26 protein-coding genes are annotated in these 24,362 nt (G+C 65.7%); 22 read left to right on the forward strand and 4 right to left on the reverse strand.

Annotated elements, in window-relative coordinates:
- Positions 1-40: 40 nt before the first annotated feature.
- From ffh to trmD, 6 genes are all read left to right on the forward strand, one after another.
- Positions 41-1,612, forward strand: a complete 1,572-nt coding sequence (ffh, locus tag ACSYG9_RS20830; protein WP_440124282.1) for a signal recognition particle protein — start codon at positions 41-43, stop codon at positions 1,610-1,612.
- 31 nt (positions 1,613-1,643) lie between these two features.
- Positions 1,644-2,747 carry an amidohydrolase family protein gene (locus ACSYG9_RS20835; RefSeq protein ID WP_454839776.1) on the forward strand — a complete coding sequence of 368 codons (1,104 nt, stop codon included), beginning with the start codon at positions 1,644-1,646 and terminating at the stop codon, positions 2,745-2,747.
- Between the two features lie 172 nt (positions 2,748-2,919).
- Positions 2,920-3,360 carry a 30S ribosomal protein S16 gene (gene rpsP, locus ACSYG9_RS20840; protein WP_440124284.1) on the forward strand — a complete coding sequence of 147 codons (441 nt, stop codon included), beginning with the start codon at positions 2,920-2,922 and terminating at the stop codon, positions 3,358-3,360.
- A complete protein-coding gene (locus ACSYG9_RS20845) occupies positions 3,360-3,602 on the forward strand; it encodes an RNA-binding protein (RefSeq protein WP_169688646.1) in 243 nt (80 codons plus the stop codon). Before rpsP ends, ACSYG9_RS20845 begins: the two co-directional genes overlap by 1 nt.
- Before the next feature lie 8 nt (positions 3,603-3,610).
- On the forward strand, positions 3,611-4,225 hold the full coding sequence (rimM, locus tag ACSYG9_RS20850) for a ribosome maturation factor RimM (RefSeq protein ID WP_454839778.1): 615 nt from the start codon (positions 3,611-3,613) through the stop codon (positions 4,223-4,225).
- A gap of 3 nt (positions 4,226-4,228) precedes the next feature.
- The gene (gene trmD / locus ACSYG9_RS20855) at positions 4,229-4,933 is read left to right on the forward strand and encodes a tRNA (guanosine(37)-N1)-methyltransferase TrmD (RefSeq protein ID WP_440124286.1); all 705 of its coding nucleotides are present in this window, start codon (positions 4,229-4,231) and stop codon (positions 4,931-4,933) included.
- Between the two features lie 6 nt (positions 4,934-4,939).
- Here trmD and ACSYG9_RS20860 read toward each other — a convergent pair whose 3' ends face one another.
- Positions 4,940-5,899: a serine hydrolase gene (locus ACSYG9_RS20860; RefSeq protein ID WP_454839779.1), complete on the reverse strand. Its 960-nt coding sequence runs from the start codon at positions 5,897-5,899 to the stop codon at positions 4,940-4,942.
- Positions 5,900-6,024: 125 nt separating this feature from the next.
- On the opposite strand from ACSYG9_RS20860, the gene ACSYG9_RS20865 reads away from it, so the two are divergent.
- The 9 genes from ACSYG9_RS20865 to dprA all read left to right on the forward strand — a co-directional run bounded on the left by ACSYG9_RS20865 (position 6,025) and on the right by dprA (position 15,142).
- On the forward strand, positions 6,025-8,400 hold the full coding sequence (locus ACSYG9_RS20865) for a Tex-like N-terminal domain-containing protein (RefSeq protein ID WP_440124288.1): 2,376 nt from the start codon (positions 6,025-6,027) through the stop codon (positions 8,398-8,400).
- A gap of 121 nt (positions 8,401-8,521) precedes the next feature.
- Positions 8,522-9,430 carry a hypothetical protein gene (locus ACSYG9_RS20870; protein WP_440124289.1) on the forward strand — a complete coding sequence of 303 codons (909 nt, stop codon included), beginning with the start codon at positions 8,522-8,524 and terminating at the stop codon, positions 9,428-9,430.
- Between the two features lie 83 nt (positions 9,431-9,513).
- Positions 9,514-9,855 (forward strand): 50S ribosomal protein L19, encoded by a 342-nt coding sequence (gene rplS, locus ACSYG9_RS20875; protein ID WP_054715236.1) that lies wholly within the window; start codon positions 9,514-9,516, stop codon positions 9,853-9,855.
- Positions 9,856-10,146: 291 nt separating this feature from the next.
- Positions 10,147-10,887, forward strand: coding sequence for a signal peptidase I (gene lepB / locus ACSYG9_RS20880; RefSeq protein ID WP_440127743.1), 741 nt, complete (start codon positions 10,147-10,149; stop codon positions 10,885-10,887).
- Complete coding sequence (locus ACSYG9_RS20885; protein WP_440124290.1) at positions 10,884-11,582, forward strand: ribonuclease HII; 699 nt, start codon at positions 10,884-10,886, stop codon at positions 11,580-11,582. The genes lepB and ACSYG9_RS20885 overlap by 4 nt, the downstream gene beginning before the upstream one ends.
- A 37-nt stretch (positions 11,583-11,619) precedes the next feature.
- Complete coding sequence (locus ACSYG9_RS20890) at positions 11,620-11,934, forward strand: DUF2469 domain-containing protein (RefSeq protein ID WP_006550963.1); 315 nt, start codon at positions 11,620-11,622, stop codon at positions 11,932-11,934.
- A gap of 171 nt (positions 11,935-12,105) precedes the next feature.
- Complete coding sequence (locus tag ACSYG9_RS20895; RefSeq protein ID WP_440124291.1) at positions 12,106-12,462, forward strand: YraN family protein; 357 nt, start codon at positions 12,106-12,108, stop codon at positions 12,460-12,462.
- Positions 12,462-13,970 (forward strand): YifB family Mg chelatase-like AAA ATPase, encoded by a 1,509-nt coding sequence (locus ACSYG9_RS20900; protein WP_440124292.1) that lies wholly within the window; start codon positions 12,462-12,464, stop codon positions 13,968-13,970. Before ACSYG9_RS20895 ends, ACSYG9_RS20900 begins: the two co-directional genes overlap by 1 nt.
- Positions 13,967-15,142: a DNA-processing protein DprA gene (gene dprA / locus ACSYG9_RS20905; RefSeq protein WP_454839782.1), complete on the forward strand. Its 1,176-nt coding sequence runs from the start codon at positions 13,967-13,969 to the stop codon at positions 15,140-15,142. The genes ACSYG9_RS20900 and dprA overlap by 4 nt, the downstream gene beginning before the upstream one ends.
- Before the next feature lie 45 nt (positions 15,143-15,187).
- Here dprA and ACSYG9_RS20910 read toward each other — a convergent pair whose 3' ends face one another.
- The gene (locus ACSYG9_RS20910) at positions 15,188-15,466 is read right to left on the reverse strand and encodes a DUF6953 family protein (protein WP_440124294.1); all 279 of its coding nucleotides are present in this window, start codon (positions 15,464-15,466) and stop codon (positions 15,188-15,190) included.
- 96 nt (positions 15,467-15,562) lie between these two features.
- On the opposite strand from ACSYG9_RS20910, the gene ACSYG9_RS20915 reads away from it, so the two are divergent.
- On the forward strand, positions 15,563-16,345 hold the full coding sequence (locus ACSYG9_RS20915) for a siderophore-interacting protein (protein WP_454839783.1): 783 nt from the start codon (positions 15,563-15,565) through the stop codon (positions 16,343-16,345).
- 21 nt (positions 16,346-16,366) lie between these two features.
- On the opposite strand, the gene ACSYG9_RS20920 is transcribed toward ACSYG9_RS20915, so the two are convergent.
- On the reverse strand, positions 16,367-17,530 hold the full coding sequence (locus ACSYG9_RS20920; protein ID WP_454843013.1) for a multidrug effflux MFS transporter: 1,164 nt from the start codon (positions 17,528-17,530) through the stop codon (positions 16,367-16,369).
- An 87-nt stretch (positions 17,531-17,617) separates the two neighbouring features.
- Between ACSYG9_RS20920 and ACSYG9_RS20925 the strand changes: the two genes are divergently transcribed.
- Positions 17,618-18,556, forward strand: coding sequence for a tyrosine recombinase (locus tag ACSYG9_RS20925; RefSeq protein WP_440124296.1), 939 nt, complete (start codon positions 17,618-17,620; stop codon positions 18,554-18,556).
- Between the two features lie 85 nt (positions 18,557-18,641).
- Positions 18,642-20,246 (forward strand): MinD/ParA family ATP-binding protein, encoded by a 1,605-nt coding sequence (locus tag ACSYG9_RS20930; RefSeq protein WP_454839785.1) that lies wholly within the window; start codon positions 18,642-18,644, stop codon positions 20,244-20,246.
- Positions 20,247-20,283: 37 nt separating this feature from the next.
- Here the strand turns inward: ACSYG9_RS20930 and ACSYG9_RS20935 are convergent, their stop codons facing one another.
- A complete protein-coding gene (locus tag ACSYG9_RS20935) occupies positions 20,284-20,766 on the reverse strand; it encodes a M23 family metallopeptidase (protein WP_454839787.1) in 483 nt (160 codons plus the stop codon).
- 320 nt (positions 20,767-21,086) lie between these two features.
- Between ACSYG9_RS20935 and rpsB the strand changes: the two genes are divergently transcribed.
- The 4 genes from rpsB to frr all read left to right on the forward strand — a co-directional run bounded on the left by rpsB (position 21,087) and on the right by frr (position 24,362).
- Positions 21,087-21,914 (forward strand): 30S ribosomal protein S2, encoded by an 828-nt coding sequence (rpsB, locus tag ACSYG9_RS20940; RefSeq protein WP_440124300.1) that lies wholly within the window; start codon positions 21,087-21,089, stop codon positions 21,912-21,914.
- Between the two features lie 132 nt (positions 21,915-22,046).
- Positions 22,047-22,871: a translation elongation factor Ts gene (gene tsf, locus ACSYG9_RS20945; RefSeq protein WP_440124301.1), complete on the forward strand. Its 825-nt coding sequence runs from the start codon at positions 22,047-22,049 to the stop codon at positions 22,869-22,871.
- A 176-nt stretch (positions 22,872-23,047) separates the two neighbouring features.
- Positions 23,048-23,776 (forward strand): UMP kinase, encoded by a 729-nt coding sequence (gene pyrH / locus ACSYG9_RS20950; protein WP_440124302.1) that lies wholly within the window; start codon positions 23,048-23,050, stop codon positions 23,774-23,776.
- A gap of 28 nt (positions 23,777-23,804) precedes the next feature.
- A complete protein-coding gene (gene frr / locus ACSYG9_RS20955; protein WP_440124303.1) occupies positions 23,805-24,362 on the forward strand; it encodes a ribosome recycling factor in 558 nt (185 codons plus the stop codon).

Genomic DNA, 24,362 nt, shown 5'->3' on the forward strand with positions numbered 1-24,362 from the left:
GTATTGTCCGTATTCTCGTCAGACCGCAGGAGCGCATTCGGTGTTCGAATCCCTTTCCGACAGGTTGACAGGGGTCCTCAAGGACCTGCGCGGCAAGGGGCGCCTGTCCGACGCCGACATCGACGCGACGTGCCGCGAGATCCGCCTTGCCCTCCTCGATGCCGACGTGGCGCTGCCCGTCGTGCGCTCGTTCATCAAGAAGATCAAGGAACGGGCGAAGGGCGCCGAGGTTCACGGTGCGCTGAATCCGGCTCAGCAAGTCGTCAAGATCGTCAACGACGAGTTGGTGGGGATCCTCGGCGGCGAGACCCGTCGGCTCCAGTTCGCGAAGACCGCTCCGACCGTCATCATGCTGGCCGGCCTGCAGGGTGCGGGTAAGACCACGCTCGCAGGCAAGCTCGCCAAATGGCTCAAGGATCAGGGACACACACCGATGCTGGTCGCGTGCGACCTCCAGCGTCCGGGCGCGGTCACGCAGCTGCAGGTCGTCGGTGAACGTGCCGGTGTAACGGTATTCGCGCCGCATCCCGGAACGTCGATCGGTGGTGGCGAGAACGAGCTAGGTGTCACGGCCGCCGACCCGGTCGCCGTCGCGCAGCAGGGCATCGCGGAAGCCAAGAACAAACAGTACGACGTGGTCGTCGTCGATACCGCGGGTCGCCTCGGTATCGATCAGGAGCTGATGGCGCAGGCCGCAGGCATCCGCGACGCCGTTCAGCCCGACGAGACCCTGTTCGTCCTCGACGCGATGATCGGCCAGGACGCCGTGAGCACCGCCGAGGCTTTCCGCGAGGGCGTCGGATTCACCGGCGTCGTGCTCACCAAGCTCGACGGCGACGCCCGCGGTGGTGCCGCGCTCAGCGTCCGCGAACTGACCGGCCAGCCGATCCTGTTCGCATCCACCGGTGAGAAGCTCGAAGACTTCGATGTCTTCCACCCCGAGCGCATGGCCAGCCGCATCCTCGGTATGGGCGATGTGCTCACCCTCATCGAGCAGGCCGAGCAGCACTTCGACGCCACACAGGCCGAAGCGACTGCCGCCAAGATCGGCAGCGGTGAGCTCACGCTGGAGGACTTCCTCGAGCAGATGATGGCTGTGCGCAAGATGGGCCCCATCGCGAACCTGCTCGGCATGCTTCCTGGTGCAGGGCAGATGAAGGACGCGCTCGCGGGTGTCGATGAGAAGCAGCTCGACCGGATCCAGGCGATCATCCGCGGCATGACCCCGGCGGAGCGCGCCAACCCGAAGATCATCAACGGCTCCCGGCGGCTGCGTATCGCCAACGGCTCGGGCGTGAAGGTCTCTGATGTCAACCAGCTCGTCGACCGCTTCTTCGAAGCACGGAAGATGATGTCTGCGATGGCCGGCCAGATGGGCATGCCCGGTGCTCGGCGTAACCAGCGTTCGAAGAAGGGCAAGAAGGGGAAGAAGGGCGGTCGCGGCCCGACGCCGCCGAAGGTGCGGGGCGGTCTTCCCGGCGGCATGCCCGCCGGGTTCCCCGGGCTCGGCGCGGGGATGCCCGATCTGTCCAACATGCCGAAGGGGCTCGACGAACTGCCTCCGGGGCTCGAGGGGTTCGATCTGTCGAAGCTGAAGTTCCCCAAGAACTAGGACGCAGCTGCGAAGAGAGGGAGGCCCGGTCATGGTGGGGGGCGGTGCCACCGGTCCATTCGTCGTGCGCGGCAGGACCCTGCCCGAAGGGGAACCGATCGAATTGTGGATCGGCAGCGATGGCGAATTCTCCCGCGAGCCGATCCCGGGAGCCGAGGTGCTCTCGACCGACGGATGGGTCTTGCCAGGCCTCGTGGACGCCCACTGCCACGTCGGGATCAGATTCGGTGGGGGAGTCGAGAGCGAAGCGGGCGCCCTCGCGCAGGCCGTCACCGAACGCGACGCGGGTGTGCTGCTCCTGCGCGACGCCGGATCCCCGGTCGACACACGGGCATTCGACATCCGTCCCGACCTGCCGACGATCATCCGGGCGGGCAGGCATATCGCGATGCCGAAGCGCTACATTCGTGGCCTCCCGGTCGACCTCGAGGACGAGTCGGAACTGCCCGACGAGGTCGTGCGCCAGGCCCGCGCGGGCGACGGCTGGGTCAAGCTCGTCGGCGACTGGATCGACCGTGATGCCGGTGATCTCGCGCCGCTGTGGAGCGACACGATCCTCGTCGAGGCTATCGCCGCGGCACACCGCGAAGGCGCCCGCGTTACAGCGCACGTCTTCGGTGAGGATGCGCTGCCCGGTCTGCTCGCCGCCGGAATCGACTGCATCGAACACGGTACGGGCCTGACCGACGACACGATCGCGACGATGGCAGCGAATGGCACGGCGTTGGTCCCGACCCTGGTCAACATCGAGAATTTTCCTGATATCGCCGACTCGGCCGCACGCTTCCCCGTGTACGCCGCGCACATGCGCGATCTGCATGCGCGCGTCGCCGACACCATCGGCGCCGCCCACGACGCGGGCATCCCGATCTACGCGGGCACCGATGCCGGCGGACAGGTGCAGCACGGCAGGATCGCCGACGAGATCGCAGCGCTCGGCAAGGCCGGACTCGACGCGAACGAGGCCTTCGCCGCAGCGAGCTGGGCGGCACGCACCTGGCTCGGTCATCCGAGTCTCGAGCCGGGTACCCCTGCCGACCTGATCGTCTACTCGGACGACCCCCGCATCGATCCGGCCTCGGCCCGACCCGACCTGGTAGTTCTTTGCGGCGCTGTCGTAGCGGGCCCCGCTTGACCGTCGATTTCCCGTGCGGTTCCCGCGTCTGGCAGAATGGACCGCTGTCGTCGCATCCGGTTCCGTACCGCGCGACGGTCACAGGTTAGAGGCAAAACCGGGCGTGCCAATCGGGCGCGCCGTCCGAATTGCACGTGACATGCGCGCTCCGCGCGCGAAGGAGAACACAGCAGTGTCCGTCAAGATCAAGCTCACCCGTCTCGGCAAGATCCGCAACCCGCAGTACCGTGTCGTCGTCGCCGACTCGCGCACCCGCCGCAACGGCCGTGCGATCGAGACCATCGGCCGGTACCAGCCGAAGGAAGATCCGTCGATCATCGAGATCGACTCGGAGCGCGCCCAGTACTGGCTGAGCGTCGGTGCGCAGCCCACCGAGCCCGTTCTCAACCTTCTCAAGATCACCGGCGACTGGCAGAAGTTCAAGGGCCTGCCGGGCGCGGAGGGCACCCTGAAGAAGGCAGAGCCCAAGCCGACCAAGCTCGAGCTGTTCCAGGCCGCACTCGCTCAGGCCGAGAACGAGCCGGCTGCCGAGGCGATCACCCCCAAGAAGAAGAAGGCCGCCAAGGAAGAGTCCACCGAGGCTGCCGCTGAGTCCACCGAGGCCGCCGAGTAATGAGCGCCGTGGTGGCCGATGCGGTCGAGCACCTCGTCCGAGGCATCGTCTCGCACCCCGATGATGTGCGCGTCGATCTCATCACCGGTCGCCGTGGCCGCACCGTCGAGGTCCACGTCAATCCTGACGATCTCGGCAAGGTGATCGGTCGCGGTGGCCGCACCGCGACGGCGTTGCGGACGCTCGTCACCGGAATCGGTGGCCGAGGAATCCGCGTCGACGTCGTCGACACCGACCGTTAGGCGCGTCGGTGGAGCTCGTGGTGGGCCGTGTCGTCAAGTCGCACGGCATCAAAGGTGAAGTGGTCGTCGAGGTCCGTACCGACGAACCCGACGAGCGCTTCGCCGTAGGTACGGTCCTGCGTGGCCGCAAACCCCGCGAGCAGAAGCTGCACAACTACACGGTGGAAGCCGCCCGGGAGCACTCCGGGCGGCTTCTGCTGCGTCTCACCGGTGTGGCCGACCGCACCGGATCAGACGCGATGCGGGGCATCCTGTTCATCGTCGACAGCGACGACCTGTCACCCTCTTCCGACCCCGACGAGTTCTACGATCACGAACTCGAAGGTCTGCCGGTGCGGATCGTGGCGGGCCACCCCGAGGGCGGCACCGAGATCGGCACCGTACGTGAGGTCCTGCACACCGCTGCGGGCGAACTTCTGGCGATCCGGCCCGCCGACGATGCGAGCCGGGAGATCCTCATCCCGTTCGTCACCGAGATCGTTCCGACGGTGTCGGTTGCCGACGGCATGATCGAGATCGACCCACCCGACGGCCTGCTCGATCCCGATTTCGGAGAGCTGCCCACCAAAGCGAAGAAGCAGCAGGAAATGAAGCTGCGCCGGACAACCGAGGAAAACGAGTAGCCCGTGCGGCTCGACGTGGTCACCATCTTTCCCGAATATCTCGAACCACTACGCGCGGCGCTGCTCGGCAAGGCGATCGACAAGGGTCTGATCTCGGTCGGAGTGCACAACCTGCGTGACTGGACCCACGACGTTCACAAGGCCGTCGACGATTCGCCTTACGGTGGCGGACCGGGCATGGTCATGAAACCCACCGTCTGGGGCCCCGCTCTCGACGAGGTCCTCGATGTCGACGAGGGCGAGACCGACTCGGATGTGCTGCTCGTCGTCCCCACACCCGCGGGCAGGCCGTTCGATCAGGCCACCGCACAACGGTGGTCGACCGAGAAACGCATCGTCTTCGCGTGCGGTCGATACGAGGGCATCGACCAGCGAGTCTTCGACGACGCTGCGAAACGCGTCCGCGTCGAGGAAGTCAGCATCGGCGACTACGTACTGATCGGCGGCGAGGTCGCCGTACTGGTCATGGTCGAGGCAGTCGTACGCCTGATTCCCGGGGTACTCGGCAATCAACAGTCGCACCAGGAGGATTCGTTCTCCGACGGGTTGCTCGAAGGCCCCAGCTACACGCGGCCCGCGTGCTGGCGTGGCCTCGATGTCCCCCCGGTCCTGCTCTCCGGAGACCACGGCAAAGTCGCACAGTGGCGCCGCGAACAGTCGCTGGCCCGGACACACGAGCGACGTCCGGATCTGCTCACCGGCGACTGAGCCGGATCAGCCGAATACGGTCTCCACCACCATCGTCAACGTGTCGCGTGCATGCCGGGCGCTCTCGTCGTCGGATGCGTCGTACATCGAGGTGTCGGGAAGGAACGTGCCGTCGTACTCGGGATCTTCGTAGGTCACCGTCTCCCGTGACAACACGGCAACCACATACCGGTGGTCGTCGCCGAAGAATCCGGTCGACAGGTGAATCCACTGTGAACCGAGGCAACACATCCACCCCGCCTTGGAACCGAGGTCCACCGCGTACGAAAGTCCATCGGACAGGCCGAACTGCTGATCGTAACCATCGGCTCCAGTGGGCTCCGACTCGAGCAGATACCCGATGATCCGGGCAGCGGCAGGTTCGTCGAATCCGTCCTCGCCGCTGAGCAGATCGTCGTACCAGGTCAAGATGTCCGATGCGGTGGTGAGGGTGTTCCACCAGAAGTCGACAGGGGCGACCGTTCCTCGGAGGGCGTGCCGCTCGACGACACGAGCAACGATCTCGGGACCGCCGAACGCATCCCACAACAGAGACGCGGCCAAATCATCCGACCGGGTGAGCATGGCGCGGATCAGGTCGTAGTCGTCGTCGGTAAGCAGGACCTCGCCGATCCCTTCCCGGAACAACAGGTCGTCGGCGATGAACAGTTTGACCACCGATGCAGTCTCGATGGGCTCGTCGACGCCGCCGACCGTTCGCGCACCTGTCTCGCGGTCCAAGACGGCTACCGTGACCTCAGCACCACGTCCGGTTGCGAGTCGTGTCGCCGTGTCGATGCGGTCTGCGAGCCCGTCCATCCTGATCGGAGCCGTGACATCGGTACTGGCGTCGGCCACTACGTGCAGGCCCGCAGCGGACACCTCGGACCCGGGTGCAGTGGTCCCGTTCAGGGGCGTGCCGCACGCCGACAACGTTGCTGCTACGACCAGCAACGCCAAGCCCGACCGGAACCGATCCCGGGTCATCCCATGCTCCTGTATTCCATTGTGCGACGCACAGCGCGCCGATAGTCGAAGTTCGGTGTCCCGCCGAGCAGGCGCTCGTGGCGCCACGGGGAACACACGAAAGGATAAAGGTAGGGTCGATCGTCGTGACGACCCAACTCGACACCGTGAACCGGCGCATCGCCGACGAACTCGACGTCCGCGAGAACCAGGTGGCTGCGGCGGTGGAACTGCTCGACGGCGGCTCGACCGTGCCGTTCGTCGCTCGCTACCGCAAGGAGGTCACCGGCGGGCTCGACGACGCCCAACTCCGCACCCTCGAAGAGCGCTTGAGGTACCTGCGCGAACTCGACGAACGCCGCGCTGCGATCCTCGAATCGATCGAAGAGCAGGGCAAACTCGACGACGAACTCCGCGGGCAGATCATGCTTGCCGAGACGAAAGCCCGCCTCGAAGACATCTACCTGCCCTACAAGCCCAAACGCCGGACGAAAGCCCAGATCGCCCGCGAGGCCGGGCACGAGCCCGTGGCCGACGCACTCATCGGCGATCCGACCACCGATCCCGCGCAGTACAGCGCCGAGCAACTCGACGGTGCCCGGGCGATCCTCGTCGAACGATTCGCCGAAGACGCCGACCTCGTCGGTGAACTGCGTGAAGCCATGTGGAACCGCGGTGGACTGAAATCCGCGGTGCGGCCGGGCAAGGAAGCCGAAGGCGCGAAGTTCGCCGACTACTTCGAATTCTCCGAGCCGTTCGCCGACCTGCCCTCGCACCGTATCCTCGCGGCGCTGCGCGGCGAGAAGGAAGAAGTGCTCAGTCTGTCGCTGGAACCCGAACTCGAAGAGCAGGAGCCCGGGGCGCCGTCGTACTACGAAGGCCGGATCGCCGGTCGCTTCGGGATCGCCGACCGAGGACGCGCCGCCGATCGTTGGCTGCTCGACACCGTGCGCTGGGCGTGGCGCACCCGTTTGCAGGTGTCGATGGGTATCGACGTGCGGATGCGACTCAAGCAATCCGCCGAAAGCGACGCCGTCGACGTGTTCGCTGCGAATCTTCGGGACCTCCTGCTGGCAGCGCCGGCCGGAACACGCCCCACGATGGGCCTCGACCCCGGCTTCCGCACCGGCACCAAGGTCGCCGTTGTCGATGCGACGGGCAAGGTCGTCGACCACACGACGATCTATCCGCACCAGCCGCACAACAAGCACGACCAAGCGCTCGCGACTCTCGCAGCTCTGGTGGCCGAGCACGGGGTCGAACTCATCGCCATCGGCAACGGCACCGCCTCCCGCGAGACCGACGCCCTCGCCGCGGAGTTGATCGCCAAGTCCGGTGTCACCAACGTGACCAAGATCGTGGTGTCGGAAGCCGGCGCGTCGGTGTATTCGGCCTCCGCCTATGCCTCGCAGGAGTTACCCGACCTGGACGTGTCGATCCGCGGTGCGGTCTCGATCGCGCGGCGCCTGCAGGATCCGCTCGCCGAACTCGTCAAGATCGACCCCAAGTCGATCGGCGTCGGTCAGTATCAGCACGACGTGTCCGAGACGATGCTCGCCCGATCGCTCGGTGCGGTCGTCGAAGATGCGGTGAACGCCGTGGGAGTCGACGTCAACACCGCTTCGGTTCCGTTGTTGTCCCGAGTCTCGGGCATCACCGGATCACTTGCCGAAAGCATCGTCACCCACCGCGATCAGAACGGCCCGTTCCGCACTCGTAAGGCGCTCAAGGACGTCGCGCGGCTCGGCCCGAAGGCCTTCGAACAGTGTGCGGGCTTCCTTCGTATCCCGGGCGGCGACGACCCGCTCGACGCGTCCGCAGTGCACCCCGAGGCCTACCCGGTGGTCCGGCGGATCGTCGACCGAAGTGGCACCGGCGTCCTCGAACTGATCGGCAGTTCTGCTGTTCTCTCCAAACTGCGGCCGGAGGAGTTCGTCGACGACAAGTTCGGTCTGCCGACCGTCACCGACATCATCAGCGAACTCGAGAAGCCCGGTCGCGATCCGCGCCCCGAGTTCAAGACCGCCACGTTCGCGGCGGGAATCGAGAAGGTCGGAGACCTGTCTCCGGGCATGGTGCTCGAGGGTGTCGTCACCAACGTCGCCGCGTTCGGCGCGTTCGTCGACGTCGGGGTCCACCAGGACGGACTCGTGCACGTCTCGGCGATGTCGAGGAGCTTCGTCCAGGATCCTCACGACGTGGTGAAGTCGGGTGAGGTCGTCAAGGTCAAGGTGCTCGACGTCGATGTTCCGCGACAGCGCATCAGTCTCACCTTGCGCCTCGACGACGAGATCCCGTCAGGATCCGACAGCAACGGCGGTGCCGCGCGCGGTGGCCGCCAAGGTGGATCGAGGCCCGCCCCCCGCGGTCAGCAGAGCAGCGGTCGTGGACAGGGCAGCGGCCGTGGCCGTGGGCAGGGGGGCGCCAAACAAGGTGGTGGCAAGCAGAGCCGGCGTCCCGACGCCGCACCTGCCTCCGGATCGATGGCCGACGCTCTTCGTCGAGCAGGTTTCGGCAAGTAGCCCGTTCCCGCGTGCCGGTCGTATCGCGCCGCGATCGACCGGCGCCTGGGATGCTGAAAGCCGTGCGGATTTCACGGCCGGAAGACTTGCCCAGCGCCGCAACGAGGGCGTCGGTGCCGCGATGATGAACTGGCTCCGAACCGAGATCATCGATCAGGGGCGACTGCCGCTGCTGTGCTTCCTGCTGGGTTTCGTCGTCGCATTCGTGTTCATCCGCATCAGCGTCCGGATGATCCGGGCGAAGGTGCGGTGGTGGCCCGGCAACATCACGCCGGGGGGACTTCACGTTCACCACATGGTGTTCGGTGTGATCACGATGGTCATCGCGGGTGGCGGTCTCATCTCGGTGTACGAGGTGGGCTCCGGGACCGTCATCGCCGTCTTCGCCGCGCTGTTCGGGATAGGAGCGGCCCTGACGCTCGACGAGTTCGCGCTCATCTTCTATCTCCACGATGTGTATTGGGAGGAAGAAGGACGTGTCTCTGTCGACGCCGTCTTCGTCGCCATCGCTGTGACCGGGATGCTCCTGCTCGGTCTGCAACCCCTCGATCTCGTCGACCTCACCAGTTTCGACGATGGCGGAGACTGGGTGAGCCGATTCGTTCTGGTGGTATTGGTGCTGCTGAATCTGCTGCTCGCCGGGGTGGTGCTCGCCAAAGGCAAGATCTGGACCGGTCTGGTCGGACTGTTCATCGTTCCGTTGCTCTGGGTCGGCGCGTTACGCCTTTCGCGGCCGGGGGCGCCCTGGGCCCGCTGGCGCTACCAAGGCAAGACGCGGAAAATGACCCGCGCGATCGCGCGTGAGAGGAGATTCCGCAGACCGGTGATCCGAGCGAAGATCTTCGTGCAGGACCTCGTTGCGGGTGCCCCGACTCTCGAAGCGGTGCTCGGCAGCGTCGAGCATTCACGAGTCGCGGCCGAGGCCGTTCTCGACAGGACCGTGCACCCGGCCCCGGCACCCGGGATTTCACCCAACCAGGTGGCGTCTGGCACTATAGACAGGTTGCCCCGTTCGGGCACGCCTACCTGATCTGGGCACGAACCGGTCGAGCCCGCCTCACGGCGGTCGCCGCCAGGTTCCTCTGCTCGAGCGAACAAGAGGATAGAACACCGATGAACACCCTGGACTTTTTGGACGCCAAGTCGCTGCGCGACGACATTCCGAACTTCCGCCCCGGCGACACGCTCGACGTGCACGTCAAGGTTATCGAGGGCTCGAAGGAGCGTGTGCAGGTCTTCAAGGGCGTCGTGATCCGTCGCCAGGGCGGCGGCATCCGCGAAACCTTCACCGTCCGCAAGATCTCGTTCGGCGTCGGTGTCGAGCGCACCTTCCCGGTGCACAGCCCGAACCTCGCGAAGATCGACGTCCTCACCCGCGGTGACGTCCGTCGCGCGAAGCTGTACTACCTGCGCGAGCTGCGCGGCAAGGCTGCCAAGATCAAGGAAAAGCGCTGATCGTCGCTTCCTGACGGCATACCTACGAGCCCGGCCCGGATTCACTTCTGGGCCGGGCTCGGTCGTACCTGTTCGAATACCGCGTCGTCGGGCTGCTGTGAAGCATGTGCGACTCCATCGACCGCCGAACAGTGGCGGCAGGTACGAGATTTACGTAGACGCTAGTCTTGTCCGGTGGCAGATTCACCGCACGAACCGGCCGGGCCGGACGCGAACCGATTTGGCGACGACCGACTCTCGGCACACAACCGGACGCGCGGTGCCCACCACAGAAGGGAGGAACCGGACGACCTGAGCGACGACCGCGGAACCGAGAAGAACACGAAGAAGCAGAAATCGTTCTGGCGTGAACTCCCGATCCTGATCGTCGTCGCGCTCGCGCTGAGTTTTCTCCTCCAGACCTTCGTTGCCCGCGTGTACCTGATCCCGTCCGAATCGATGGAACCGACGCTGCACGGTTGCCCCGGGTGCACCGGCGACCGCATCGTCGTCGAGAAGATCGGTTACCGATTCGGTGATCCGCGGCCCGGAGACGTCATCGTGTTCAAGGGACCCGATTCGTGGTCCGAGGGTTACACCTCGACACGCTCCGACAATACGGTCCTGCGCGGGCTCCAGGAAGTGGGCTCGCTCGTCGGGTTGGTCCCGCCGGACGAGAACGACCTCGTCAAGCGCGTGATCGCGGTGGGCGGGCAGACCGTCGAGTGCTGTGATGACCAGGGCCGCATTCTCGTAGACGGACAACCGATCGACGAACCGTACGTGAAGATGGACTACCCGTTCACACCCGGTGTGGTCACGTGCGACACCGAAGTGCCGTCCGGACGCTGCTTCGGTCCGGTCACGGTGCCCGAGGGGCATGTGTGGGTGATGGGCGACAACCGCAGCAATTCCGCGGACTCCCGCTATCACGTGGGTGACGAGCATCAGGGGTCCATTCCGTTGGAGAATGTGATCGGAAAGGCGCGCTTCATCGTGCTGCCCCCCGGCCGATGGGGCTTCATCGATTCCCCGGAGATCATGCCTTCGTGAGTACCTGGCCCCCGCGACCGGTGATTCGTCGATCATCGGGTCTACGGACGATGGAATCGACGCTGCTGCGATGCGGGCTCGGCCCGGTCGCCGGTGTCGACGAAGCAGGCCGCGGACCGTGTGCAGGCCCGCTGGTCATCGCCGCCTGCATCCTGGAGTCGAAACCACACCCTTCGCTGGATCGCCTGGACGATTCGAAGAAACTGACCGAGAAGACCCGTGAGGAACTCTACGACGCGATCGTGCGCCGCGCGCTCGCGTGGAGCGTGGTGGAGGTGCCCGCCGACGAAGTCGACGCGATCGGAATCCACGTGGCCAACATCGAGGGGATGCGACGCGCCGTCGCGGGCCTGCTGGTCGCGCCGGGATACGTCCTCACCGACGGCTTCCGGGTTCCGGGCCTGCCTGCGCCGTCGTTGCCGGTGATCGGCGGGGACGGCGCCGCGTCATGCATCGCGGCGGCGAGTGTGCTTGCGAAGGTGACTCGTGACCGGATCATGGTCGGGTTGGATCGAACGTATCCGGGGTACGGTTTCGCGATACACAAGGGCTACAGCACGGCGGTGCACATGGCGGCACTGCGCGAGCTCGGCCCGTCACCCGAGCATCGGAGATCATGGGCGAACGTGGCCGCAGCATGCGGCGAAGCGCCGTTCCGACGCCGACTCGTCGGAGCCGGAGCGGATGCGAGATGATGGCAGGACACACCAGAGTGGGAGGACACCGAGACCGATGAGTGCCGAGGATCTCGAGAAGTACGAAACCGAGATGGAACTCTCGCTTTACCGGGAGTACCGGGACATCGTCGGTCAGTTCGCCTACGTCGTCGAAACCGAGCGGCGCTTCTATCTTGCCAACGCCGTCGAACTGCTTCCCCACAACGCCAACGGCGAGGTGTATTTCGAAGTCCGGATGTCGGATGCGTGGGTGTGGGACATGTACCGTCCCGCCCGGTTCGTCAAGCATGTCCGGGTGATCACCTTCAAGGACGTCAACATCGAAGAGCTCGACAAGCCCGAACTTCGTCTGCCCGACAAGCTGGGGTGAGCCCCGCACCGTAACAAGGGGTTCGGACAGGGTTGCCGTACTCCGGGCGATGCCTCGGCGGTTGTCCACAACCGGTCGTTTCCTCCACAGATTTCCACTATCGGGCGTAGACGGCCCGCTCACCCGATCTCGCTGCTGCACAGTGTGTGCACGCAGGGAGGAGCGACAGGGATGGGACGAAATCAAGATGTGGGGATCCTCGGGGAGGACCTTGCCGCAGAACACCTCGAGTCCACTGGAATGGTGGTTCTCGAACGGAACTGGCGGTGCCGGTACGGCGAGCTGGACCTGATCGCGCAGGACGGCGCGGTCCTCGTGTTCGTCGAGGTCAAAACCCGAACCGGGTTCGGGTACGGTACGCCCGCCGAGGCCGTCAGTCGCGTCAAAGCGGAGCGGTTGCGGCGTCTTGCCGGATTGTGGCTCGCCGACCAGGGCCGCCGATGGGAGCGTATCCGCGTCGACGTCGTGACGGTCGTGCTGATTCGGGGGAATGCTCCCGAGATCACCCACCGCAAGCAGGTGTTCTGATGGCGCTGGGGAAGGCCTGGTCGGTGGCCGTGGCAGGTATCGACGGACACGTAGTCGAGATCGAGGCCGACATCGGTGGAGGATTGCCGGGTGTGAAGATGGTCGGGCTGCCCGACACTGCACTGCAGGAATCGCGTGACCGCGTCCGCGCGGCGGTGTCCAACTCCGGTGGGAAATGGCCGGACTCGAAGGTGGTACTCGCGCTGTCGCCCGCGACACTGCCCAAAATGGGCAGTGTCTACGATTTGGCTCTCGCATGCGCGGTGCTCAACGCCGCCGATGTCGTACCGCTCGAAGCGATGACGAAAACGATTCTGCTGGGCGAGCTTGCGCTCGACGGCCGATTGCGACCGATCCGGGGAGTGCTTCCCGCCGTCGTCACGGCGAAGAACTACGGATGGTCGCGAGTAGTGGTTCCCACCGCGATGATGACCGAGGCGTCACTCGTCGCGGGGATCGATGTGTACGGCGCCGACAGCCTGCGCGACGTGGTGCTGTGGCTGCAGGGTGACGGACCGCTCGAACGCCCCGATCCGCGGGCGGCGCCCGCACGAACGCTCCGCGCCGACCTCAGCGAAGTCGTCGGGCAACACGAGGCTCGCCGCGCGATCGAGGTCGCCGCCGCGGGCGCCCATCACCTCATGCTCACCGGTCCACCGGGCATCGGAAAGACGATGCTGGCCCAGCGTCTACCCGGAATCCTCCCCGAGCTGAACGAAACTCACGCACTCGAAGTGACTGCGGTGCATTCGGTGGCAGGCACCCTCACGGCGGATCGGCCCCTTGTCACAGAACCACCGTTCATCGCGCCCCATCACACCGCGACGGTGGCTTCGCTCATCGGTGGTGGCACGGGCATGGCTACCCCGGGAGCGGTCAGTCGTGCGCACCGCGGAGTGTTGTTCCTCGACGAGGTGGCAGAGATGGGAACAAAGACTCTCGAAGCATTGCGAACACCTCTCGAGGACGGAGAAGTTCGGATTGCTCGCCGAGACGGCGTCGCCCGATATCCCGCCCGATTCCAACTGGTTCTGGCAGCAAATCCCTGCCCGTGCGCGCCGGCGCGCGACGCTGATTGCGTGTGCGTGCCCACGGCGCGGCGCCGATATCTGGGACGGCTGTCGGGGCCCTTGCTCGACCGTGTCGACCTGCGGGTGAGGATGCAATCGGTCGCGACGAGTGCGCTGATGGGTGAGGCGGGGGAGAGCACCGACGATGTGCGAACCCGAGTCGCGACTGCGCGTGCCGCTGCGGCAGAGCGGTGGAACGACTTCGGGTGGGCGACGAACGCGGAGGTTCCGGGGCCGGCCCTTCGTCAAAAGTTCCGGTTGCCTGCCACGGTTGTCAAACCGGTGGAGTGGGCGCTGCGTAAGGGTGCGATCACGGCACGAGGGGCCGACAGGGCATTGAGAGTTGCCTGGACTCTATGCGACTTGGAAGGCGCCTCCCGGCCGACCGAGATCCACGTGGCCGCCGCACTCGACTTCCGGGATCGGGGTGCCGCGTGACCTGTCGAACCACCAGTGGGACGTCCGTCGGCGCGACACCGGACAGCGACGAAAGACGGCACGCGTGGGCGTACCTCTCGACGGTCACGCTCGGTGCTTCGAGGATGGTGTCCGCGGCGATCGCCGAGCACGGAGTCGTGCAGGTCGCACGTTCACTGCGGGAAGGTTCGGCCGGAGTCGAACTCACCGCGAAACTAGCGGCTCGCGTTCATCTCGATACGGCCGCAACCGACCTCGATCGCTTGAACCGGGCCGGGGGGCGCCTCGTCACTCCGGACGATGACGAGTGGCCCGCATGGCAGATGCTCGGGTTCGAACAACTGGACACCGCCACCGATGCGGAGGGGCCGCCGCTGGCACTGTGGGTATGGGGGCAACGGCGGCTCGATGAGCTCGTCGAGCGCGCGATCGGGATCGTCGGCACGCGCGCTGCGAGCGGGTACGGCGAGCACGTGACCGCGGAGATCGCAGGCGACCTCGCCGTCGACGGGTGGACGGTGGTATCCGGGGCGGCCTTCGGAATCGATGCCGCGGCACATCGCGCGGCCCTCGGAGTGGGAGGAACGACCGTTGCGATACTCGCGTGCGGCGTGGACCGTGCCTATCCTGCAGCGCACGCGAAGCTCCTGCGAGGAATCTCCGAATCAGGTTTGGTGGTCAGCGAATACCCGCCCGGCACCGTCCCCGCGCGGTACCGGTTCCTTGCGCGCAACCGGCTCATCGCGGCGTTGTCTGCGGGAACCGTGGTCGCAGAGGCAGGGTGGCGCAGCGGCGCCCGTAACACGGCGGCGTGGGCTCGGCGGCTGGGCCGGCCGGTGGTGGCGGTGCCGGGCCCGGTCACCTCGGCGGCGTCGCAGGGATGTCACCGAATGATTCGTGAGGGCGAAGCACGGTTGGTGGGCAATGCGCGGGAAGTCGTCGAGGAATGCGGTCCACTCCTCGAAGCCGGCGACGACCGGGATGCCCGGTTCGTTCGGGCGCTCGATGGCCTCTCTGGAGATCTGGCACTCGTCTATGAGGCATTGCCTGCGGTGGGCACGTGCGAGCCGATCGCGGTCGCGGAATCTGCGGGTGTTCCGGTCGACCGCGTTCGCGCGGCGTTGCCCTTGCTGGAGATGGAGGGACTCGTCGAGCGTGACGAGGACGGGTGGTCGCGAGTAGTCGGCAGATAGGGGTTTATCGGCGGGAACCGGCTCGGCCGAGTGAGTGCTGGGTGGCTACTGTGCCGCCGAGGACTCGGCCGCACCGGTTTCGGGCTTGTCGTCGATGTACCAGGCAAGGTCTTCGCGATGCCACTTGACGGCGCCGCGGTGTGCCTTGCGGAACTCCTTGAGGACGGTCCGGTCGACCGAGGGGTGACCGCTGTCGCCCACGTAGATCCACTCCGATCCGAACTTCGATTCGATGGCGTCGACCATGTCGGCCTGGCCGACCCGGCGTTCGGTGTTGATGATGTCGATCATCCAGGTGGCGATGTCGGACGCGCTGGTACTCATGGTCTCGAGCGTAGTCGGCCGGAGTCGGGTCGCTGCGCCTGACGTCGAGGACCGGGTAGTGTCGCTGAGGATAGGTAACCCTAATAAGGAGGTGCGGTGGCGCCCAAGGCCCCGAAATCGTCGACCCTGACAGTGCTGCGCACGGAGGTCGTGTCCGAGCACTTCGTTCGAGTGGTGTTCGGAGGTGACGGGTTCGCCGACTTCGCTCCGCGTCCCGAAACCGACAGTTACGTGAAGATCGAGCTGCCCGCGGGAGACGACACAGTCGTACGCACCTACACGGTGCGCCGTGTGGACCGGGCCGCCGAGGAGATCTGGATCGACTTCGTCGTCCACGGCGACGAAGGGATCGCCGGTCCGTGGGCGCGCTCCGTCCAGCCGGGGACCGAGGTCGTGCTCCGGGGGCCCGGAGCGGGCTATCTACCCGATCCTGCGGCGGACTTCCACTTGCTGGCAGGCGACGAGACAGCAGTCCCCGCGATCGCAGCCGCGCTCGAATCACTTCCGGCGCATGCATCCGGAGCGGTGTTCATCGAGGTGGCCGGGGAATCCGACGAACTCGATCTGATCGCACCCGCTGGCGTGACCGTGACATGGCTCCATCGAGGTGTCGCGGCGGGCGATGCCGGTCCGGACCGGATCGACGGCAACGCACCACTCGTTTCTGCGGTACGGGAACTACGGTGGCCGGACGGCGACATCCAGGTGTTCGTGCATGGTGAGGCAGAAACCGTCATGAAGCACATCCGCCCTTATCTGCGTAAGGAACGGGGGGTGCCATCGGCGCGCGCGTCGATTTCCGGTTACTGGCGTCGCGGCAGGACCGAGGAAGGCTTCCGCACCTGGAAGCGTGAGCTCTCGGAGATCGAGGCCGGCTAGAACCGGCTCCGTTTCGAATGGTCACATGCGGGGCTCGCGGGTGAGCGTGAGCAGGGCGGTCATCGCGAGCCCCGCCGAGGCGACGATTGCGATCGCCATGGGTACGGCCGTGTCCTCCCCGCCCAACCCCACCAGCGGCGAGACGATCGCGGCGAGGCCGAACTGGGACGCACCCATGATTGCCGAGCCGGTGCCTGCAGCCGACGGCACTTGGCCTTGTCCGAGCGCTGTGGAATTACCCATCGTGAATCCGAGGCTGAACACGACGGCAAACAGCAGTGGAAGAAGAAGCCAGCGGTGAGCTCCGAAAAGTGCTGTCGTGATCAACAGCAGTGTTCCAGCGGACAGCATGAGGGCCACGCCGAACAGCAGAAGCGCACGCACTTCGAACCGGCCGATCAGCCGGGTATTGATGATGTTCGCGGTCACCAATCCCACCGAATTGGCTGCGAAGACCAGCGAGAATTGAGTCGCGGACATTCCCAGTACGTTCTGTACGACGAATGGTGATGCGGAAATGTAGGCGAACATCGCGCCGAAGCCGAGCGCGAATGACGCGGCATATCCGATGAACCGGCGGTTACCGAGCACGTAGCCGAAGTTGCCCGCAAGCGCTGCGAACCCGCCGCCGTGACGTTTTTCGGGGGGCAGTGTTTCGGGAATGAACACGAGAACTCCGACGAGCATCGCGATCGAGGCTCCGGTCAGAACCCAGAAAATACCTCGCCAGCCGATCGGGTCGAGAAGTGCACCACCGATGATCGGCGCGGCGATGGGCGCGATACCACCGATGATCATCATGAAACTGAACAAGCGAGCAGATTCGTGGCCACTCGTACGATCTGCGATGACCGCGCGGGCGAGCACAATTCCGATGCCTCCACTGAAACCCTGGACCGCACGCGCACCGATGAGGACCTCGACTGTCGGTGCCAGCGCGCACGCGGCGCTACTTGCTGCGAGCACGATCGTGCCGAGAACAAGCAGGCGACGACGGCCCCACCCGTCGGAGAGGGGTCCGGTGATCAACTGGCCGATACCCAGGCCCGCCATGAATGTCGTCAACGTGAGCTGAATCCCCACGGTGGAGGTGCCGAGACTCTCGGACATGATCGGCAGACCGGGAAGGTACATATCCGTCGCCAGCGGCGCTGTGGCCGACAGGAGCGCCAGTGCGCACAGCATCGGCAAAGAGATCGTTTTACTCACGAACGAACTCTAACGAGGCGCGTTGACTTGCATGGACCCGGAACACCGCGCACGGTGGTGCCCATGGACCACGATCAGGCCTCGGCGCTGCCTCCTGCGCTTGCCGTCCATGTCGACGATTTTGCTGAGCATCTGACATTGCAGTCGAACCGGTCGGTGCACACCGTGCGCGCGTATACGACGGACGTGCGCTCGTTCCTCCAGCATCTCGCAGCAGGTAAGCCTGATGCACGGGTGTCCGATATCGACCTCGGGACGCTGCGGGCGTGGCTATCGAGGCAGGTCGCCTCCGGTGCTGCACGCAGTACGGTTGCAAGGCGCACTTCGTCGGTGAGGACTTTCACCGCCTGGCTGGTCCGCTCTGGTCGCGCAGACCACGACCCTGGAACACGTCTCGCCTCAGCGGGCGCGCGCCGCACACTGCCCACGGTTCTACATGCGGAGCAGGCAGCAGAAGTCATGGAGGCTGCGGAGTCCGGCGCTCGGGAAGAGCATCCGCTTGCACTGCGAGACCGCGTGATCGTCGAACTGTTGTACGCGACCGGTATCCGCGTCGGCGAGCTGTGCGGGCTCGACCTCGACGACGTGGACGCAGAACGCCGCGTTGTGCGAGTGCTGGGTAAAGGCGACAAGGAAAGGACTGTGCCCTACGGACTGCCTGCCGCGGATGCGCTCGAACGGTGGGTAGCCGCCGGGCGGCCGGCCTTGGCGACCGCGACCTCGGGACCTGCGCTGCTCCTCGGGAAGCGAGGCGGTCGCATCGGACAACGACAGGTGCGGACGGTGGTGCACGAGGCGGCCGGGGCTGTTCCCGGTGTGCCGGACCTCGCGCCGCACGGGCTGCGGCACACCGCAGCAACCCATCTGCTCGAAGGCGGTGCCGATCTGCGTGTCGTCCAGGAAGTACTCGGTCATTCGAGTCTCGCGACCACTCAGCTGTACACGCATGTGTCGGTTGCGCGGCTGCGTGCGGTCCACGAGCAGGCGCATCCCCGTGCCTGAGCCGTGCCCGCGCCTGCGGGTACGCAGCCCGACTCGTTTTTGGTAGCGTCCAGCCGGTCGGCAGTGGGGATATCGGGGGATCCGGATGGCACGAGACGAGTCTGACCAGGCGTTGCCTGCGTGGTTGCAGGACGAACCCGAGGTTCGGCCCGCGCCGGTCACGCCGCGACGTGGTCTGCGTCGTAGTACTGCACGCGTGAGGGAAGAAGGCACCACAGATCCGGCGCCGCAAACGGGGCCGGTGGCGGGCTCGGTCCCGACCATAGGGACATCGCCGTCGGCAGCCCCGTCGCCGCCCGGAGGCGGCGCTGCAGTACTGCCGGCTCCGGCAGGCGTACCGCCGATCTCTTCCACACTTGCCTCGATCACGCCTCCGGCATCGGTGCCGTTTTCGATGATCCCGCTGGAGCGGGACCCGGAGCCGCATGTGCCGGTCGCACCGGAGCCCGTAGTGGTTGTGCAGGAACCCGAAGGTCTTCCTGAGCCCGCGTCTGATCTGGAACCGTCACCCGCGCCTGACCCGGAGCCTGTGCCTGATCCGGAGCCTGTGCCGGATCCCGAGCCGGCACCCGCGCCTGAGCCTGTGTCCGAGACTCTGCCTCTGCCGGAACCGGAGCGTGGTCTCGCAACGGAGCCGATCCAGGTGCCCGCGCTTGCTCACGGACCCGCCGCGTCTGTCGAAAACCATGATGCGGACGTCATGCGCGATCAGGTTCCGAGCGTTACGACGGCGCCGGACCATCAGCCGTCGAACCTCGACCTCGCGTCGGGGGTTCTCGTCCGTCGTTCCCGGCGCGCGCCGAGCAGAGGATGGCGGCGCGGTGTACATCGGCTCACCGGGGGGCTGTTCGATCCCGGAACGTCCTCGGAGGAAGCGGATCACGACGATCTCGTCGCGCGTATCCGGCAGCCGATCGGCGGCGATTACCGCATCGCGGTGCTCTCACTCAAGGGCGGCGTGGGCAAGACCACGACGACAATCGGGCTGGGCTCGACCTTCGCCTCGATGCGCGGCGACTGCGTGATCGCCGTCGACGCCAACCCGGATTTCGGAACCCTCGCGCAGCGGATACCGGAGCAGACGCAGTCGACAGTGCGAGATCTGATCGCGGTTGCGGACCGCATCGAACGTTATTCGGATGTGCGTGCCCACACCTCGCAAGCGCCGAGTCGGCTCGAAGTGCTTGCCAGTGAGCGTGATCCGGCGGTCTCGGAGGCTTTCAGCGAGGACGACTATCGTCGCGTCATCGATGTTCTTCAGGTCTACTACAACATCATTCTCACCGACTGCGGAACCGGGATCATGCACTCCGCGATGGGGGGCGTGCTCGACCTGGCAAATGCTCTCGTGCTCGTCGGGTCGCCGGCTGTCGATGGTGCCCGCAGCGCCGCCGCCACACTGGACTGGCTCGAACATCACGGCTACAGCGACCTCGTCGATCGCACGGTCGTCGTGATCAGCTCACCGCGGCCGGGGAACTCCAGTATCGACCTCGATGCGCTGACCGAGCACTTCCTTGCTCGTTGCCGGGCCGTCCAGGTCGTGCCGTTCGACGAGCATCTTGCAGAGGGCGCCGAGATCGACCTGAACCTGCTGAGACCCGCGACCAGGCGGGCGTTCGCCGAACTCGCGGCGATGGTCGCCGACGACTTCCCGGTGTTGACCGGGCGGCATGCCGTGCAGTGGTGATCACGGCACGCTGGTGGATCGCGCATCGCCGTCGCGGTCACACCGGTTCGAGGCGAATCACCGGCCGCTCGACGAGGGGGAGCGGATCGAGGTAACTGGTGCGGTCGCGGCGCAGGCCCCAATGAAGACACGCATCGGTAGGGCAGCCCTCGTGTCCGGGTTCGACCGTGCCCAGCGGATCACCGGCAGAGATTCGACGACCCGCCGCCACCGTCGCGGTGACCGGCTCGTAAGTGGTACGCAGGCCGCCCGGGTGATCGATCGACACGACGGGTTTGCCCCCGACGGTTCCCGCGAACGCCACGATCCCATCGCCTGACGCGAGCACCCTCTGGCCAGGGTGCGACGCGAGATCGACGCCGCGATGGCCGGGCAACCAGTTCTGCGCGGGTGGATCGAACGGCCGGGTCACCTTCGGACGCGGTTCCAGAGGCCAGACGAAGGACGTGTCTGCGGCAGCGGGCGCAGCGCCCATCAGGGAAGCGACACTGGCCAGTAGCGCAAGTGCGGTGATTCGCATACTCCCCAGACTCGCTCCCGGGCAACGTGCGCGATAGCCCGGAACGGCGAATGTGGACAACTTCGCGGTTGTCCACAGGAGTGGACCCGGAGACCGCTCTGACGAGGCGGTTGGCAGTTCGAGGCGTCGGAGCCGTATGATTGTCGAGCGGTCTGTGTTCGCAGATCGACTTCGCGCGTCCGCGCATCGGTGCCGCTCCGTCTATACGGATGCACCGTAGATGGCCGTCGCCGGTCCCGCAAGGGTCGTCGGTCATGCGGACGCCAGGGCGGGGATCGCAAGATCACCCGCGGCAACCGACATGAAAGAGAGAAACAGGCATGCCTGTTGTAACTATGCGGCAGCTGCTCGACAGCGGCGCCCACTTCGGACACCAGACTCGTCGCTGGAACCCGAAGATGAAGCGGTTCATCTTCACCGACCGCAACGGCATCTACATCATCGACCTGCAGCAGACCCTGACGTACATCGACAAGGCGTACGAGTTCGTCAAGGAGACCGTCGCTCACGGTGGAACGATCCTTTTCGTCGGCACCAAGAAGCAGGCACAGGAATCCATCGCCGAAGAAGCCACCCGCGTCGGTATGCCGTACGTGAACCAGCGCTGGCTCGGCGGCATGCTCACCAACTTCTCCACCGTCCACAAGCGCCTGCAGCGCCTGAAGGAGCTGGAGGCGATGGAGCAGACCGGTGGTTTCGAGGGTCGCACCAAGAAGGAAATCCTCATGCTCACGCGTGAGATGAACAAGCTCGATCGGACCCTCGGCGGCATCCGTGACATGGCCAAGGTTCCGTCGGCCGTCTGGGTCGTCGACACCAACAAGGAACACATCGCTGTCGGTGAAGCTCGCAAGCTGAACATTCCGGTCGTCGCCATCCTGGACACCAACTGCGATCCGGACCTCGTCGACTTCCCGATCCCGGGCAACGACGACGCGATCCGCTCCGCGGCGCTGCTGACCAAGGTCGTCGCGTCCGCAGTGGCCGAGGGCCTCCAGGCCCGCGCAGGCAAGAATGCCGATGCCGACGCCAAGCCCGAGGCAGCAGCAGCAGAGCCGCTGCCCGAGTGGGAGCAGGAACTGCTCGCGCAGGCCGCCTCCACTGGCGAAGCGGAAGCACCCGCCGCGGACGCAGCCCCCGAGGCCTGATCCGTTTGCACGGCCCCGACCGGAAGATCGCGAGATCATGGTCGGGGCCGTTGCATCGCGGCCCGGCCCGCGCAACGCGGCGCTATCCGCAACCCGAGACTTTTCACCACAGACACAGGAGGCCCGCTCAAGATGGCGAACTACACCGCCGCTGATGTCAAGCGTCTCCGCGAGCTCACCGGCTCCGGAATGCTGGACTGCAAGAATGCTCTCGCCGACAACGACGGCGACTTCGACAAGGCCGTCGAGCAGCTGCGCATCAAGGGTGCCAAGGACGTGGGCAAGCGCGCTGAGCGCTCCACCGCCGAAGGCCTCGTCGTCGCCAAGGACGGCGTTCTGGTCGAGCTGAACTCCGAGACCGACTTCGTCGCGAAGAACGACGAATTCCAGGCTCTCGCCAACACGATCGTCGATGCCGCTTCCAAGGCCCGCCCGGCCGACGTCGATGCACTCAAGGCCGTCGAGGTCGACGGTAAGACCGTCGACACCCTCGTTCAGGAGCTCTCCGCCAAGATCGGCGAGAAGCTCGAGATCCGTCGCGTCGCCGCGTTCGACGGCCAGGTGTCGGTCTACCTGCACAAGCGTGCTTCGGATCTGCCTCCCGCCGTCGGCGTGCTCGTCGAGTACACCGGCGAGGGGGACGCCGCAGCCGAGGCTGCCAAGAGTGCCGCCATGCAGATTGCTGCGCTCAAGGCGAAGTACACCACCCGTGACGAGGTTCCCGAGGAGATCGTCGCAGGCGAGCGTCGTATCGCCGAGGAGACCGCAAAAGAGGAAGGCAAGCCGGAGCAGGCTCTGCCGAAGATCGTCGAAGGCCGCGTGAACGGCTTCTTCAAGGACGTCGTGCTCCTCGAGCAGTCGTCAGTGACGGATTCGAAGAAGACCGTCAAGGCGATCCTCGACGACGCCGGAGCCACCGTGACCCGCTTCGTGCGGTTCGAGGTCGGCGCCAGCTAGTCCACGGACCGATCGACCCCGTCGGCTCTTGCCGGCGGGGTCGTGGCGTGTCCGGCGCCTCCGGTCGACCGGCCTCCGGCGGTGACCGCAGCGTGTAGCCTCGCTCCCGGTCTCGGTTCCACCGGGTGAATGAGGCAGGATGAAAGGGCCGATTCATGCGCAACCAGAGGAGAGTCATGTCCGAGCCTGCCCACGATCGGCCCGGTTTCCGCCGGGTGCTTCTCAAACTCGGCGGCGAGATGTTCGGTGGCGGCAAGGTCGGCCTGGACCCCGATGTCGTGACGACTGTCGCGCAGCAGATCGCCGAGGTCGTGCGTAGCGGCGTCGAGGTCGCCGTGGTCATCGGCGGCGGCAACTTCTTTCGGGGCGCGGAGCTTCAGCAGCGTGGACTCGAGCGCGCCCGCTCGGACTACATGGGCATGCTGGGCACCGTCATGAACTCTCTCGCGCTCCAGGACTTCCTCGAGAAACAAGGTATCGACACTCGGGTGCAGACGGCGATCACGATGGGTCAGGTCGCAGAGCCTTATCTCCCGCTTCGTGCACGACGGCACCTCGAGAAGGGCCGAGTCGTCATCTTCGGCGCGGGTATGGGTATGCCCTACTTCTCCACCGATACCACCGCCGCACAGCGTGCCCTCGAGATCGGTGCCGATGTCGTTCTCATGGCCAAAGCAGTCGACGGAATCTACTCCGCGGATCCTCGCGTCGATCCCGATGCCGAGTTGTACGAGGAGGTCACCCATCGTGAGGTCATCGAGAACGGCCTCAAGGTCGCGGATGCGACCGCGTTCAGCCTGTGCATGGACAATGCCATGCCGATCATGGTCTTCAATCTGCTGACCAAGGGCAATATCGCTCGTGCTGTCGCCGGTGAGAAGATCGGAACGCTCGTACGGTCATGATTGGACAACGGAACATGGAGGAACTGCCGTGATCGATGAAGCTCTCTTCGAGGCAGAGGAGAAGATGGAGAAGGCCATCACGGTGGCCAAGGACGATCTCGGCGGTATCCGGACCGGCCGCGCGAACGCGGGAATGTTCAACCGGATCGTCGTCGACTACTACGGATCGCCGACCCCGGTGACTCAGATCGCCAGCATCAACGTGCCCGAGGCACGGATGGTCATCATCAAGCCGTACGAGGCTTCGCAGCTCGGTGCGATCGAAACCGCTATCCGCAACTCGGATCTCGGGGTCAACCCCACCAACGACGGCAACATCATCCGAATCTCGGTGCCGCAGCTCACCGAAGAGCGCCGCCGCGAGCTCGTCAAGCAGGCGAAGTCCAAGGGTGAAGACTCGAAGGTCGCTCTGCGGAACGTGCGCCGCAAGGCGATGGAAGAACTCGGCCGCATCCAGAAGGACGGCGAAGCAGGCGAGGACGAGGTCGGCCGCGCGGAAAAGGAGCTCGACAAGACCACGGCGAAGTACGTGGCGCAGATCGATGAGCTGGTCAAGCACAAGGAAGCCGAGTTGATGGAGGTCTGA

Source organism: Rhodococcus sp. SJ-2 (assembly GCF_053750035.1).